The sequence below is a fragment of the Nocardioides pantholopis genome, assembly GCF_003710085.1.
In the GTDB taxonomy this organism is placed as follows: domain Bacteria; phylum Actinomycetota; class Actinomycetes; order Propionibacteriales; family Nocardioidaceae; genus Nocardioides; species Nocardioides pantholopis.
Map to the genome: position 1 here is coordinate 614,856 of NZ_CP033324.1, position 14,486 is coordinate 629,341.

13 protein-coding genes are annotated in these 14,486 nt (G+C 74.2%); 12 read left to right on the top strand and 1 reads right to left on the bottom strand.

The annotated features are described in order from the left end of the window. The first annotated feature begins 57 nt into the window (after positions 1-57). The 7 genes from EBO35_RS02895 (at position 58) to EBO35_RS02925 (ending at position 7,522) form a co-directional block, all read left to right on the top strand. Positions 58-993, top strand: a complete 936-nt coding sequence (locus tag EBO35_RS02895) for a helix-turn-helix domain-containing protein (RefSeq protein WP_122816393.1) — start codon at positions 58-60, stop codon at positions 991-993. Continuing rightward, positions 990-1,529 (top strand): dihydrofolate reductase family protein, encoded by a 540-nt coding sequence (locus EBO35_RS02900; RefSeq protein WP_122816394.1) that lies wholly within the window; start codon positions 990-992, stop codon positions 1,527-1,529. The genes EBO35_RS02895 and EBO35_RS02900 overlap by 4 nt, the downstream gene beginning before the upstream one ends. 94 nt (positions 1,530-1,623) lie before the next feature. Beyond that, entirely contained in the window at positions 1,624-3,489 is a 1,866-nt protein-coding gene (ggt, locus tag EBO35_RS02905; protein WP_122816395.1) for a gamma-glutamyltransferase, read from the top strand. A 9-nt stretch (positions 3,490-3,498) separates the two neighbouring features. After that, on the top strand, positions 3,499-4,131 hold the full coding sequence (locus EBO35_RS02910; protein ID WP_122816396.1) for a pyridoxamine 5'-phosphate oxidase family protein: 633 nt from the start codon (positions 3,499-3,501) through the stop codon (positions 4,129-4,131). Further along, the gene (gene dapF, locus EBO35_RS02915) at positions 4,128-4,988 is read left to right on the top strand and encodes a diaminopimelate epimerase (protein WP_122816397.1); all 861 of its coding nucleotides are present in this window, start codon (positions 4,128-4,130) and stop codon (positions 4,986-4,988) included. The genes EBO35_RS02910 and dapF overlap by 4 nt, the downstream gene beginning before the upstream one ends. A 30-nt stretch (positions 4,989-5,018) precedes the next feature. Beyond that, positions 5,019-5,795 (top strand): SDR family NAD(P)-dependent oxidoreductase, encoded by a 777-nt coding sequence (locus tag EBO35_RS02920; protein ID WP_122816398.1) that lies wholly within the window; start codon positions 5,019-5,021, stop codon positions 5,793-5,795. A gap of 197 nt (positions 5,796-5,992) precedes the next feature. Further along, complete coding sequence (locus tag EBO35_RS02925; RefSeq protein WP_122816399.1) at positions 5,993-7,522, top strand: substrate-binding domain-containing protein; 1,530 nt, start codon at positions 5,993-5,995, stop codon at positions 7,520-7,522. 2 nt (positions 7,523-7,524) lie between these two features. On the opposite strand, the gene EBO35_RS02930 is transcribed toward EBO35_RS02925, so the two are convergent. Then, complete coding sequence (locus EBO35_RS02930) at positions 7,525-8,061, bottom strand: TIGR03086 family metal-binding protein (RefSeq protein ID WP_164477775.1); 537 nt, start codon at positions 8,059-8,061, stop codon at positions 7,525-7,527. 176 nt (positions 8,062-8,237) lie between these two features. Here EBO35_RS02930 and hflX point away from each other — a divergent pair, with 176 nt between their 5' ends. The 5 genes from hflX to EBO35_RS02955 all read left to right on the top strand — a co-directional run bounded on the left by hflX (position 8,238) and on the right by EBO35_RS02955 (position 14,466). After that, positions 8,238-9,728, top strand: a complete 1,491-nt coding sequence (gene hflX, locus EBO35_RS02935; protein WP_122816400.1) for a GTPase HflX — start codon at positions 8,238-8,240, stop codon at positions 9,726-9,728. 73 nt (positions 9,729-9,801) lie between these two features. Next, positions 9,802-10,500, top strand: a complete 699-nt coding sequence (locus tag EBO35_RS02940; protein WP_122816401.1) for an SGNH/GDSL hydrolase family protein — start codon at positions 9,802-9,804, stop codon at positions 10,498-10,500. A gap of 20 nt (positions 10,501-10,520) precedes the next feature. Further along, a complete protein-coding gene (locus tag EBO35_RS02945) occupies positions 10,521-11,729 on the top strand; it encodes an ROK family transcriptional regulator (RefSeq protein WP_122816402.1) in 1,209 nt (402 codons plus the stop codon). A 158-nt stretch (positions 11,730-11,887) separates the two neighbouring features. After that, complete coding sequence (locus EBO35_RS02950; protein WP_241153834.1) at positions 11,888-13,402, top strand: sugar ABC transporter ATP-binding protein; 1,515 nt, start codon at positions 11,888-11,890, stop codon at positions 13,400-13,402. Beyond that, entirely contained in the window at positions 13,399-14,466 is a 1,068-nt protein-coding gene (locus EBO35_RS02955) for an ABC transporter permease (protein ID WP_122816403.1), read from the top strand. Before EBO35_RS02950 ends, EBO35_RS02955 begins: the two co-directional genes overlap by 4 nt. Positions 14,467-14,486: the final 20 nt, after the last annotated feature.

The following is a 14,486-nucleotide window of genomic DNA, read 5'->3' on the forward strand; positions in this document are numbered from 1 at the left end:
CCGAGTTGAGCAAGGACGGTCGGGCGGTACGGCGCCCGCCGGCCCCAGACTGGAGCCATGCCCGAGACGACACCCGCACCGGACCGGCTGCGCGAGCTCCTCGACGCGGTCCTCGACGAGGAGAACGCCACCCTGGAGGCGATGGCCGGCGACGCGTTCGCCTCGCCGTTCCACTTCAGCCGCCAGCTCTCCCGCGGGGCCGGCGAGCCGCCGGTGTCGATGCGCCGCCGGGTGCTGCTCGAGCGCGCCGCCTGGCAGCTGCGCCGGGGAGCCTCAGTCACCGACGCAGCCTTCGCCGCCGGCTACGACTCGGTGGAGGGCTTCAGCCGGGCGTTCGCCCGCGCCTACGGGCAGTCGCCCAGCACCGTGACCGCGCACGACCCGGCGAGCCACTGGCTGCCGGCGCCCAACGGCATCCACTTCCACCCGCCGATGTCGCTGTGGGTGGAGGGAGGAGGCAAGCCGTCGGGCGGTGAGGTCACCGCGCTCCTGGTCGAGCACGACCTCGACGACACCCGGGACCTGCTCGAGGCGGCGAAGGGCCTGAGCGGGGAGGAGTACCGGCGTCCCCGGCTCGCCGGCCACCGCGCGCTGCCGTTCGACGGGGCCGAGGAGTCCCTGGCCCAGGTGCTGGGGCACCTGGTGCTGGCCAAGGAGGTGTGGCTGGCCTCGATCGACGGCTCCGGCGCGCCGGAGCCGGGGTCCGGCGACGCCGCCGACCTGATCGACCGGCACGCGGCCGTCGCGCCGCGCTGGCTGGCGATGGTGCGCGACGTGGAGCGGCGCGGCGCGTGGGGGGACCGGCTGGTCGACGCGCTGTGCGAGCCGCCGGAGACCTTCGTGCTCGGCAGCGTCCTCGCGCACGTGCTGACCTACGCCCCCCACCGGCGCCAGGTCGCCCGCTGGCTGCTCGCCGACCTCGGGAGCGCGCCGCCCTGGCCCGAGGGCGACCCGATCACCTGGCTGCAACGACGGACCGGAGGCCCCGCATGACCCGCACGACCTACTACACGGCGAGCACGCTGGACGGGTTCCTCGCCGACGAGCAGGACTCCCTGGACTGGCTGCTCACCCAGGACATCGACGAGCACGGCGCGATGAACTACGACGACTTCTACGCCGGGATCGGCGCGGTGGCGATGGGCGCCACGACGTACGAGTGGCTGCGCGCGCACCTGGCCTCCTCGGGGGAGTCCTGGCCCTACGACGTCCCGGCCTGGGTCTTCACCCACCGCGACCTGCCGGCGGTCGGGGAGCTGATCAGGTTCACCCAGGCGCCGGTGGAGGAGGTGCACGCCGCGATGGCCGAGGCCGCGGGCGGACGGGACCTGTGGGTGGTCGGCGGTGGGGACCTGGCCGCGCAGTTCGCCGAGCAGGGGCTGCTCGACGAGGTGGTCGTCTCGATCGCCCCGGTGACCCTGGGCGCGGGTCGGCCGCTGTTTCCGCGCCGCTTCGACCTGCGACTGCTCGGGCACGCCCGCAACCGGGCGTTCCTGTGCGCCCGCTACGAGGTCGTGGGCCCGCGCTGAGCCGTCGTGAGCACGAGTTGGGTGGAGAGGGGCTGAACCACTGCGAATCGGGGTAAGAGGCCCCCGACAGTGCCGTCCTTCCGGGAGAAGTGCCATGCGTGTTCCCGCCGTCCTCCTCGCCCTCGCCCTGCCCGCCGCCTCGCTGACCGCCCTCGGCACCGCGGAGGCGGCCGCGCCGGCCGCCGCCCCGGCCGCGGCGAACGCCGGCGCCGCCGTCGAGGAGCGACCGAAGGGTCCCGCCAAGGTGGCCACGGCCCGCGGTCGTGGCGGGGCCGTCAGCAGCGTCGACCCTTACGCCACCCGGATCGGGGTCCAGGTGCTGCGCTCGGGCGGCAACGCCGTCGACGCCGCCGTCGCGACCGCCGCCGCGCTCGGGGTCACCGAGCCCTACAGCGCCGGCATCGGCGGGGGCGGCTACTTCGTCCACTACGACGCCCGCACCCGCCGAGTGCAGACCATCGACGGCCGCGAGACCGCGCCCCGGTCGATGCCGCGCGACGCGTTCATCGACCCGGCGACCGGGGAGACCTACCCGTTCACCCCGCAGCTGGTCACCAGCGGCGTCTCGGTCGGGACCCCCGGCACCCCCGCCACCTGGCGCGCCGCGCTGCGCCGGTGGGGCACCCGGTCCCTGGCGCAGTCGCTGCGCCCGGCGACCAAGCTGGCCCGCAAGGGCTTCGTCGTGGACCAGACCTTCCACGACCAGACCGACGACAACGCCGAGCGGTTCGCGGCCCTCCGCTCCACCCGCAAGCTCTTCCTGCCCGGCGGGAAGGCGCCGCGGGTGGGCAGCAGGTTCCGCAACCCGGCGCTGGCCAAGACCTACGACCTGCTCGCGACGAAGGGGCTGCGCCCGTTCTACCGCGGCGCCCTCGCCGGCGACATCGTCAAGGCGGTGCGCCGGCCTCCGAAGGCCGCCGGCACCGACCTGCCGGTGCCGCGGGGCTACCTGCGCCGCAGCGACCTGCGCCGCTACCGGGTCGCGGAGGCCAAGGCCACGACCAGCGACTACCGCGGGCTGACGATCCACGGCATGCCGCCGTCCTCCAGCGGCGGCACCACGATCGGCGAGGCGCTCAACATCCTCGAGCGCTACCGGCTCGGCACGATGTCCGAGACCGACGCCCTGCACCACTACCTCGAGGCCAGCGCGCTGGCCTTCGCCGACCGCGCGAAGTACGTCGGGGACCCCGCGAAGGTGAAGGTCCCGGTGCGCCGCCTGCTCGACGACAAGTTCGCTGCGGAGCGGGCCTGCCGGCTCGACCCGGCCCGGGCGGCCACGAAGCCGGTCGCGGCCGGCGACGTCGGCGCCTACGACGGGAAGTGCGACGCCGCCCCCCCGGCGGGCACGGTCGCGGAGGACACCGAGAACGTCTCCACCACCAACCTCACCGTGGCCGACCGGTGGGGCAACGTCGTCGAGTACACGCTGACCATCGAGCAGACCGGCGGCTCCGGGATCGTGGTGCCGGGCCGCGGCTTCCTGCTCAACAACGAGCTCACCGACTTCAGCCTCACCTACGACCCCGCCGACCCGAACCGGATCCAGCCCGGCAAGCGGCCGCGCAGCTCGATGTCGCCGACGATCATCACCCGCAAGGGCCGCCCGGTGCTGGCCCTGGGCTCCCCGGGCGGCTCGACGATCATCACCACCGTGCTGCAGATGATCCTCAACCGGGTCGACCGCGGCATGAGCCTGCCCCGCGCGATCGCGGCCCCGCGGGCCGCGCAGCGCAACACCGAGGCGGTCACGGCGGAGCCGACCTTCATCGACCGGTACGGCGCGGGGCTCACCGGGCTGGGCCACGTGCTGCGCCCGGCCGGGGACGCGTTCACCAGCGCAGCCGAGATCGGCGCGGCCACCGCGATCGGGTTCGGCCCCCGGGGCCGGCTGGTCGCGGTCGCCGAGCCCGAGCGGCGCGGCGGCGGCAGCGCGGCGGTGGTGCGGCCCCGGCGCTAGGTTGGGTGGGTGACCTGGACCGAGATCGGCACCGCCGCGGAGCTCGCCGCGCTGCTCGGCGAGCCCACGCGGCGGGCCCGGGAGAAGACGCGTCCGGCGCTGCTCGACGTGGACCGGGCCTGGCTGGCCGCCTCGCCGTTCTGTGTGCTGGCGACCGCCTCGGCGGCCGGGGAGTGCGACGCCTCGCCGAAGGGCGACCCGGCGGGGTCCCTGGTCCACGTCCTCGACGACCGGACCATCGCGCTGGCCGAGCGGCCCGGCAACCGCCGCGCCGACGGCTACCGCAACATCCTGGAGAACCCGCACGTCGGGCTCACCTTCCTGATCCCCGGCCGGGGCGACACGCTGCGGATCAACGGCCGGGCCCGGCTGGTCAGCGAGGCCCCGTTCCTCGACGAGATGGTGGTCGCGGGACACCGCCCGGTGCTGGCGGCCGTGATCGCGATCGAGGAGATCTTCTTCCACTGCGGCAAGGCGTTCCTGCGCTCGGACCTGTGGCAGCCCGAGACCTGGGACCCCGAGGGCCTCGTGCCGCGGCGGGCGGTGCTCGCCGCCGAGGTGGAGCGGGCCGGGCAGAGCGTCGCCGAGCTCGACGAGTACTACCGGCCGGAGAACTACCGCAAGGGGCTGTACGCGCAATGACCTACGACTTCCTCAAGGGCCACGGCACGGAGAACGACTTCGTGCTGCTGCCCGACCACGACGGCACCGTCCACGGGGCGCTGGCGCCCGCGCGGGTCCGGGCCCTGTGCGACCGCCGCGCCGGCATCGGGGGCGACGGGGTGCTGCGCGTGGTCCGCACCGCGGCGTACGACGTGGCGCGTGAGCACGTGGGCCCCGCCGAGGCGACCTGGTTCATGGACTACCGCAACGCCGACGGCTCGGCGTCGGAGATGTGCGGGAACGGGCTGCGGGTCTTCGCACGGCACCTGATCGACGCGGGCCTGGTCGACCCGGCGCGGCCGATCCCGGTCGGCACCCGGGACGGGGTCAAGACGGTCACTGTCGAGGGCGACCTGCTCACCGTCGACATGGGGGCGCCGCGGGTGCTCGGCGGCACCGTCGTCGCCGTCGACGGCCGCACCTGGCCCGCGCTGCACGTCGACATGGGCAACCCGCACGCGGTCGCCCGGGTGGACTCCCTGGACCCGGACGGCCCGGTGGGCACCCTGCGCCAGGAGCCGGCCTACGACCGGGAGGTCTACCCCGCGGGCGTGAACGTGGAGTTCGTCGTGGGCTGCGGCGACCACCACGTCGCGATGCGGGTCCACGAGCGCGGCTCGGGGGAGACCCGCTCCTGCGGCACCGGCGCCTGTGCGGTGGCGGTCGCGGCCGCGATCCACGACCACCACGCCACGGTGGGCGCGACACCGACGACCGACGCGCGATACCGCGTCGACGTCCCCGGCGGCACCCTGGGCGTGACCTGGACGACGACCGGGCGGGTGCTGCTCAGCGGGCCGGCCGTGGTCGTCGCGGCGGGGACCACCGACCTCTGAGCCGCCGGTCCGGCCCCTATGCTCCGGTCCATGGACATCAAGGGATCAAGTGCCATCGTCACCGGAGCCGCCTCGGGCATCGGCGCCGCAGCCGCCCGCCGCCTGGCCGCGCTCGGCGCCGTCGTCGTGGTCGCGGACCTGCAGGCCGACAAGGGTGAGGCGCTCGCGTCCGAGATCGGCGGCGTCTTCGCCCAGGTCGACGTGACGCAGACCGAGCAGATCAACGCTGCCGTCGAGGCCGCCGCCGAGATCGCGCCGCTGCGCGCCGTGGTGAACTCGGCAGGCATCGGCTGGGCCCAGCGCACCATCGGGCGCGACGGCCAGGTCGACTCGGCCCACTCGCTGGAGGCCTACACCAGGGTGATCGCGATCAACCTGATCGGCACCTTCGACATGGTCCGCCAGGCGGCCTCGGTGATGAGCCGCAACGAGCCGGACGCCGACGGCTGCCGGGGCGCGATCGTGAACCTCGCCAGCGTCGCCGCGTTCGACGGCCAGATCGGCCAGGCGGCGTACTCCTCCTCCAAGGGTGGCGTGGTCGGGATGACGCTGCCGGTCGCCCGCGACCTGGCCGCCTCCGGGATCCGGCTCAACACGGTCGCCCCCGGCCTGGTCGACACCCCGATCTACGGCGAGGGTCCCGACGCCGAGGCGTTCAAGGCCAAGCTGGGGGAGTCGGTGCTGTTCCCCAAGCGGCTCGGCGTGCCCGAGGAGCTGGCCAGCATGGTCGTGGAGTGCCTGACCAACTCCTACATGAACGGCGAGGTCGTCCGCGTCGACGGCGGCATCCGGATGCCCCCGAAGTAGTCGGCGACCCGCCGCCCCGAGGCCCGGGACGACCGCGCAGATTTTCTCGGCCGAAGGTCGTCCACGGGCCACCCCGAGCGGATAGTGTGCGCCGCGGTTCCTTCGGAGGGGAGGCCGGCGTGGACGCTCGGCACTCTGGACACGACTCGGCGCGCCATCGGGCGGCCCGTGCGCGCCGGGGGATCGGGTGGGCTCCGGTGGCCCTGCTCGCGATCGGCGCGATGCTGGTCGGCGCTGCCGGGACCTATGCACTCAGCCAGGGTGACGGGCCCGCGGACGCGTCGGCGGGCTGTGGTGGCCCGAGCATCGTCGTCGCCGCCGCCCCCGAGATCGCTCCGGTCCTCTCCGAGGTGGTGGCCGACGCCGGGTGTGACCAGATCAGCGTCCAGGCGGAGGCACCGGCGCTGGTCAGCGCCCGGGTGGCCGCCGGCAAGGACGCGCCGGACGTGTGGGTCCCCGACTCCTCGGCGTGGGCACGCCGCGCGGCGGTCTCGGCCCCGGCCACCCCGCAGCCCCTGGTCCAGTCCCTCGCCACCTCCCCCGTCGTGCTGGTGGCCGCGGCGGGCAGGGTGCCGGCCTCGTGGAGCGCGGCGCTGGCCGACGACGGTCTGGTGCTCGGGGACCCGCTGACCTCGGCCCCGGCGGCGGTCGCGCTGGTCGCCGCCGTGGCGGAGGCGGAGGGCGCAGGCACCGACCCGGCGGCAACGATCGTCCCGCTGGCCCAGGCCCGGGCCGGTGACCGGAACGACCGGCCCGACGAGGCGGGACTGGGCACCCTCGGCGGGAACGACGCGCGGCTCACCGTCGCCAGCGAGCAGGAGCTGCTGGCGAGCGCGCAGGGGTTCCGTGCGCGGGTTCCGGCCGCCGGCACCATGCTGCTCGACTACCCGGTGCTGCTCACCACCGGCGAGGAGCGACGAGCCGACATCGACGCGACCACCCGCACCCTGGTGCGCCTACTCGGCGCGGGGGAGGCCCGCGACGCGCTGGCGCAGTCCGGCTTCCGCGACCCGCAGGGGGCCCCGAGGGGCGACGGCGTGGGGAAGGTCGCCGTCCTGCCCGCATCGGCGAAGCAGGTCTCCGCGGTGCTGGAGACGTGGGCGCGGCTGGTGCTCCCGAGCCGGACGCTCGCCGTCGTCGACGTCTCGGGATCCATGGACTTCGACGCCGGCGGCCGGACCCGCATGGAGCTGACCACCGCCGCGACCCGGCAGGGCCTCGGGCTCTTCCCCGATGCCGCCGCGATCGGGCTGTGGGCCTTCTCCGAGCGGCTCGACGGCGAGACCGACCACCGCGAGCTGCTGCCGATCCGTCGCCTGGGCGCCCAGGTGCCCGGCGGCACGCAGCGCGACGCCCTGGGCGCCGGTCTCGCCGAGCTGGCCGCGCTGACCGGCGGCGGGACGGGGCTCTACGACACGACGCTCGCGGCGTACCGGGCGGTGCAGGCGGACTACGACCCCGCGGCCGCCAACAGCGTGCTGCTCTTCAGCGACGGCGCGAACGACGACCCGGGCAGCATCAGCCTCGCCGAGCTGCTCGCCGAGCTGCACGAGCTCGCCGACCCCCGACGTCCGGTGCGGATCATCGCGATCGGCATCTCCGCCGACGCCGACGCCGCGGCGCTGCGCCGGATCGCGCGCTCCACCGGCGGCGAGGCGTACATCGCCGAGGATCCGGCCGACATGGCGACGGTCTTCCGGGAGGCGCTCGGCTCACGCCGGGGCTGAGGTCAGGCCAGTCGGCCCATCCTGGCGAGCAGCCGGGTCTGGCGGTCGGCGCCGGCCGGCGGCTCGACGGCGGGCCGGAAGACGCCCTCGGCGTACATCGCCTCGCCGAAGGCGGCGAAGGACTTCTCCATGGTGTCCATATCGACCTCGCTGAAGGTGGTCGGCCGGCCCTGGGAGACGCCCAGGTCCCAGCCGTGCACGACCAGGTCGAAGGCGTAGAACCGCTCGAGCAGCTGGCCCGGGGTGGTGGGCCCGAAGTGGCTGTCGACCTCGCGCTCCCAGAAGTCGTCGTCGCCGAGCACCGGCACCAGCGCGGCGAGGTGGCTGGCCCACACGTCGTCCGGGGCGCCGGTCGGTCGCTCCCCGAGGTGCACGCCGTGGCCGGCGAGGAAGTCGCGCTCGGTGTCGACGACGTGGTCGATCAGGTCCCCGGCGCTCCAGCCGGCGCAGGGCGTGGGGGCGGCCCAGTCCGTGCTCTCCTGCACGACGGTGGTGAAACGGTGGGCGGCGTCCTCGAACTTCTCGACATGGGGGTTCATGCCCCCATGGTGGCGGATACCTCCGACGTGCGCTTGGACGAACCCGACAGGCCCCGGGGGAAACCGGGGCGAGACCGGGCGAAACCCAGGGCGAAACCCAGTGCGAAATAGGTGCCCCGGGCGGGCATAGGTAACCGGTCGCGCGCGTTGAGCCCAACACCTACTCTGGAAGGCGTATGACGAACTCTCACGCATCTGACTTCAGCCTCGACGCCGAGCTCGACGAGACCGCCGGCTGGGACGCCGACGCGGACTCCGGCCACGCAGCCGACTCCGAGGACCCCGCCGACCCCACCCAGGGTGCGATGGAGCTCGCTGAGCGCCACGCCCTGCGCCGCGTGGCCACGCTGCGCACCGACCTCGAGGACATCACCGAGGTCGAGTACCGCCAGCTGCGCCTGGAGCGCGTCGTGCTCGTCGGCGTGTGGACCGACGGCTCGGTGGAGGACGCCGAGAACTCGATGGCCGAGCTCGCGCTGCTCGCCGAGACCGCCGGCTCGGAGGTGCTGGAGGCGATCTACCAGCGCCGCCAGACGCCCGACCCGGCCACCTACATCGGACGAGGCAAGGTCGAGGGGCTCCAGGAGATCGTCCAGGTCACCGGGGCCGACACCGTCATCTGCGACGGCGAGCTCGCCCCCTCGCAGCTGCGCAACCTCGAGGACCGGCTCAAGGTCAAGGTCGTCGACCGGACCGCGCTGATCCTCGACATCTTCGCCCAGCACGCGAAGTCCCGCGAGGGCCAGGCCCAGGTGGAGCTGGCCCAGCTCAGCTACATGAAGCAGCGGCTGCGCGGTTGGGGTGGCAACCTCTCCCGCCAGGCCGGTGGCCGGGTCTCCGGCGGTGAGGGCATCGGTGGCCGTGGCCCCGGTGAGACCAAGATCGAGACCGACCGGCGCCGGATCAACACCAAGATCGCCAAGCTGCGTCGCGAGCTGCGCGAGATGAAGGGCACCCGCGACACCAAGCGCGCCGAGCGGCGCCGCAACCAGGTGCCGAGCGTCGCGATCGCCGGCTACACCAACGCCGGCAAGTCCTCGCTGCTCAACCGGCTCACCGACGCGGGGGTGCTCGTCGAGGACGCGCTGTTCGCGACGCTGGACCCCACCACCCGGCGCACCACGACCTCCGACGGCCGCGTCTACACGATGAGCGACACCGTCGGGTTCGTCCGGCACCTGCCCCACCAGCTGGTCGAGGCGTTCCGCTCCACGCTGGAGGAGGTCGCCGACGCCGACCTGGTCCTGCACGTCGTGGACGGCTCCCACCCCGACCCCGAGGGGCAGATCTCCGCGGTGCGCGAGGTCTTCGCCGACATCGGGGCCACCGAGGTGCCCGAGCTGATCGTGATCAACAAGGCCGACGCCGCGGACCCGCTGGTCCTGGCCCGGCTCCAGCAGCGCGAGCCGCACTGCGTGGTCGTCTCCGCCAAGACCGGCGAGGGCATCGCCGAGGCGCTGGCCGTGATCGAGGGCGAGCTGCCCCGGCCGACAGTGGAGTTCTGCGCGCTGCTGCCCTACGAACGCGGCGACCTGGTCAACCGGATCCACCAGCAGGGCGAGCTCGACTCGGTCGAGCACACCCCCGAGGGCTCGCTGGTGCGCGGGCGCGCCAACGAGGACCTCGCGGGGGAGCTGGAGTCGTACGCCGTGCCGGCCCCCGCGTGACGATTCGGTCACGACCGGGCCCGGATCCGACAAACGGCTCGCGCGGCACGGTGGGCGGTCGGACACTGGCAGGGTGAACGTCCGCGGGGTCCTGCCCGACCGGCGCCGGCGCGTGCCGGCAGTGCTGCTGGCCCTGCTGGCGGTGCTCGTCACGACGTACGTCGTCGCCGAGCACGCGATCGGCGGCCGGCCGGACCGGTGCGAGCGCTTCACCGCGGCGTCGGCGACCCGCGCCGGGCTCGTCGACGGCACCGGGGCCGACGTCCTGGTCGTGGGCGACTCCTACGCCGCGGGGCTGCTGCTGGAGAACCCCCACGCCTCCTGGCCGTCCCGGCTGGAGGGCCGGGTGCGGGTGGCCGGCTTCTCCGGGTCCGGCTTCAGCCGCGGGGCCAGCGGCTGCGGCGACGTCTCGTTCGCGACCAGGACCGCGCAGGCGCTCGGGACCGACGACGACCTGGTCGTCGTCCAGGGCGGGCTCAACGACACCGACCAGCCGCCGGCGGCGGTCCGGGCCGGGTTCGAGCGCCTGGTCCGGGTGGTCGGCGAGCGTCAGCTGGTCGTGGTCGGTCCGCCCAGCGCGCCCCGGCGAACCGGCCGGGTGCCGGCGGTGCAGGCCCAGCTCAGCGCCCTGTGCGCCAGCCACGGCGTGCCGTACGTCGCCGCCGACGACCTCGAGCTGGCCTACCTCGACGACGGGCTGCACCTCACCGAGGCGGGCCACCGCGAGTTCGGGAACGCGGTCGCGCAGCGGATCGGTGCCCTTCAGCGCTGAGGCGTGCGAGGATCGCCCCCGTGCGGCACTCCTTGGCGGGCCGGGCCGAGAGCCCGATGCAGGCCCGGCTGCTGGCTCGGCTGCGAGACGACGGCCCGCTGTCGAAGGCCCAGCTCGCGGACCGGCTGCAGGTCTCGCGGACCACGGTGGCCGCCGAGGTGGGCCGGCTGGTCGAGCTGGGCCTGGCCCAGGAGGCGGGGCCCGCGGCCTCGCGCGGCGGCCGCCGCTCCACGATGGTCGACCTGGCCGAGGGGATCCGGTTCGTCGGCATCTCGATCGGAGCCACCGGGATGTCGGTCGGGGTGACCGACGGCCGGCTCACGGTGCTCGCGACCCGGCACCTGAGCTGTGACATCCGCCAGGGACCCGAGGTGGTCCTGGGTGCCGCGCTGGAGGGCGTCCGCAGCGTCCTCGCGGAGGTCGGGGTGGAGCGGCCGATGGGCGCCGGCATCGGGGTTCCCGGCCCGGTCGACTTCGACCGCGGGATCTCGGTGACGCCGCCGATCATGCCGGGCTGGGACGGCTACCCGGTGCGCGACGCGGTCTCCCGCGAGCTCGGCTGCCCGGCGCTGCTCGACAACGACGTCAACGTGCTGGCGATCGGCGAGCAGCACGCGGGGGTGGCCCGCAGCGTGCGGGACTTCCTGTTCGTCAAGATCGGCACCGGCATCGGCTGCGGGATCGTCATCGACGGCCAGCTCTACCGCGGCGTCGACGGCTGCGCCGGCGACATCGGGCACATCCGCGTCGACGACTTCGGTCCCACCTGCGCCTGCGGCAACACCGGCTGCCTGGAGGCATTCTCCGGTGGCGCGGCCGTGGCCCGGGACGCCACCGCGGCCGCCCGCGCCGGCCGGTCGACGTTCCTCGCCGAGCGGCTGGCGGAGAACGGCGTACTCACCGCGGCCGACGTCGGCCTGGCCTTGCAGCGCGGCGACACCGAGGCCGTGCAGCTGATCCGGGAGAGCGGACGGCGGGTCGGCGAGGTGCTGGCCACGCTGGTCTCGTTCTTCAACCCGGGGATGATCGTGATCGGCGGCGGGGTGACCGGCCTGGGGCACGCGCTGCTCGCCGAGATCCGGGGCGTGACCTACGGCCGCTCGCTGCCGCTGGCGACCGGCAGCCTGCCCATCGTGCTCAGCGAGCTCGGCGCCGAGGGCGGCGTGATCGGCGCGGCCAGGCTGATCTCGGGATCGGTGTACGCCCCGCTCGCGGGTCGCGCCAACTGACTTCGTCCCACCGAGACTTTGTCCAACAGATTTGCAAAGTCTGTTCATCACATCCCCTACTTTCGCCGTAACCCTTGAGATCTGCCGACGCCCGGGGCTAACTTGTGGCCGCACGGACGTCGATGTGGCGTACGTCACACCACGGGCGGAGGCAGGCCGTGACCGGACCCGATGCGCTGCTGCGGATGAGCGGAATCGTCAAGGAGTTCCCCGGCGTGCGCGCGCTCGGCGGGGTCGACCTCGAGGTCCGGGCCGGTGAGGTGCACTGCCTGCTCGGCCAGAACGGCGCCGGCAAGTCGACGCTGATCAAGGTGCTCGCCGCGGCGTACCGGCCCGACGAGGGGACGATCTCCTGGGACGGCGCCCCGGTCGACCTCGGCAGCCCGCTGGACGCGATCCGGGCCGGCATCTCGACGATCTACCAGGAGCTCGACCTGGTGCCGGACCTCACGGTCACCGAGAACATCTTCCTGGGCCACGAGCTGGCCCGCGGCGGCCTCATCCAGCGCCAGCGTGCGCACCGGGTCGCCGCCGAGCTGCTCGGCCGACTCGGGCACGGGGAGATCTCGCCGGCCCGGCGGGTCGGCAGCCTCTCCCCGGCCGCCCAGCAGGTGGTCAGCATGGCCCGGGCGCTCTCGCACGACACCCGGCTGCTGGTCCTCGACGAGCCGTCCGCGGTGCTGGACCAGCAGGAGGTGCGCAACCTGTTCCGGGTGATCCGCGGCCTCGCCGCCGAGGGCGTCGCGGTCGTCTACATCTCCCACCGGCTCGAGGAGATCCGGGAGGTGGGGGACCGGATCACCGTGCTCAAGGACGGGATCACCGTCGCGACCGGCCTCCCGGCCGAGGAGACGACGACCGCCGAGCTGATCCGGCTGATGACCGGCCGTTCGATCGAGTACGTCTTCCCGCCGCGGCCGCAGACCCCGCGCGCCAGCGGCGAGCCGGTGCTCCAGGTCGAGGGCCTGGCCCTCGCCGGTGTCTTCGGCGGAGTCGGCCTCACCGTGCACGCCGGCGAGATCGTGGGGCTCGCCGGCCTCGTCGGCGCCGGGCGCTCGGAGATCATCGAGACGATCTACGGCGCCCGCCGGGCCGCGGCGGGGACCGTGCGCGTCGACGGCCGGCCGTTGCGCCGGGGCTCGGTCGGCGCCGCGGTCCGCGCCGGCGTGGGGCTCGCGCCCGAGGAGCGCAAGAGCCAGGGCCTGCTGCTGGACCAGGCGGTCTACCGCAACATCACGCTCTCCACCCTGGCCCGCTTCGCGCGCGGCGGCTTCCTCAACTCCGGGGCCGAGCGGGCCCGGGCCGGGGTGATGGCCGAGTCGCTCGACGTCCGCCCCGCAGGCGTGGACCAGGCCGTGCGCACCCTCTCCGGCGGCAACCAGCAGAAGGTCGTCCTGGCGCGGTGGCTGCTGCGCGAGTGCCGGGTGCTGCTGCTCGACGAGCCGACCCGGGGGGTCGACGTCGGTGCCCGCACCGAGATCTACCAGCTGGTCCGCGGGCTGGCGGACTCCGGGGTCGCGGTGGTCGTGGTCTCCAGCGAGGTGGAGGAGGTCCTCGGCCTCGCCGACCGGGTGCTGGTCGTCCGCGAGGGCGTCGTGGTGCACGAGGCGCCGGCCGAGGAGCTCGACGAGTCCCGGGTCCTGGACCTGGTCATGGAAGGAGAGGCCGCATGAGCGAGAGCCCGCTCGATGTCTCCGACCCGCGCGGCGCCGCCGACCGCGAGTCGACGACCCGCGCCGAGCGCGACGCGGTGGAGCAGGGCCGGGCCGGTGGTGCCGCGGCGCTGCTGCGCTCGGGCCTGGGCCGCAACCTCGGTCTCGTCGTCGCGCTGGTGCTGCTGTGCGCGGTCGGCGTCGCGACGGCGGGTGACCGCTTCGCCTCGACCGACAACGCGCTGACGATCCTGCGGCTCGCCGCGACGATCGGGGTCGTCAGCATCGGGATGACCTTCGTGATCACCGGCGGGGGCATCGACCTCTCGGTCGGCGCGATCCTCGCGCTCGCGTCGGTGTGGTCCACGACCCTGGCGACCCAGCAGATGGCCCAGGACACGCACTGGGTGGTCATGGTCGGCGCCGCGCTCGCGGTCGGGGCCGGCTGCGGGCTGGTCAACGGGCTGCTGATCGCGTACGGCGGGGTGGTGCCGTTCATCGCCACGCTGGCGATGCTGGCCAGCGCCCGCGGCCTGGCCGAGATCATCTCCGAGCGACGCACCCAGATCGTCGACGTCCCCGCCTTCACCGACGTCTTCACCAGCGAGATCCTCGGGATCCCGTTCATCGTCATCCTGTTCGTGGTGGTCGCGGCCCTGGGCTGGGTGCTGCTGAACCGGACCACGTTCGGGCGCCGGACGCTCGCCGTGGGCGGCAACCCCGAGGCCGCCCGGCTGGCTGGCATCAATGTGCGCCGCCACACCGTCTACCTCTACGTCCTGGTCGGCGTGTGCTGCGGGATCGCGGCGCTGATGATCATCTCCCGCACGACCACCGGCAGCGCCACGCACGGCCAGCTCTACGAGCTCGACGCGATCGCCGCCGTCGTCATCGGCGGGACCCTGCTCTCCGGTGGCCGCGGCACGATCGTCGGCACGGTCTTCGGCGTGCTGATCTTCACCACGCTGACCAACGTCTTCACGCTCAACAACCGCTCCATCTCGGAGCAGTCGCTCCTCAAGGGAGCCATCATCGTCGCCGCCGTCCTGCTCCAGCAGCGGCTGGCGTCGCGCAGCAACACCTGATGCCCGACCCGAGTCCGAGG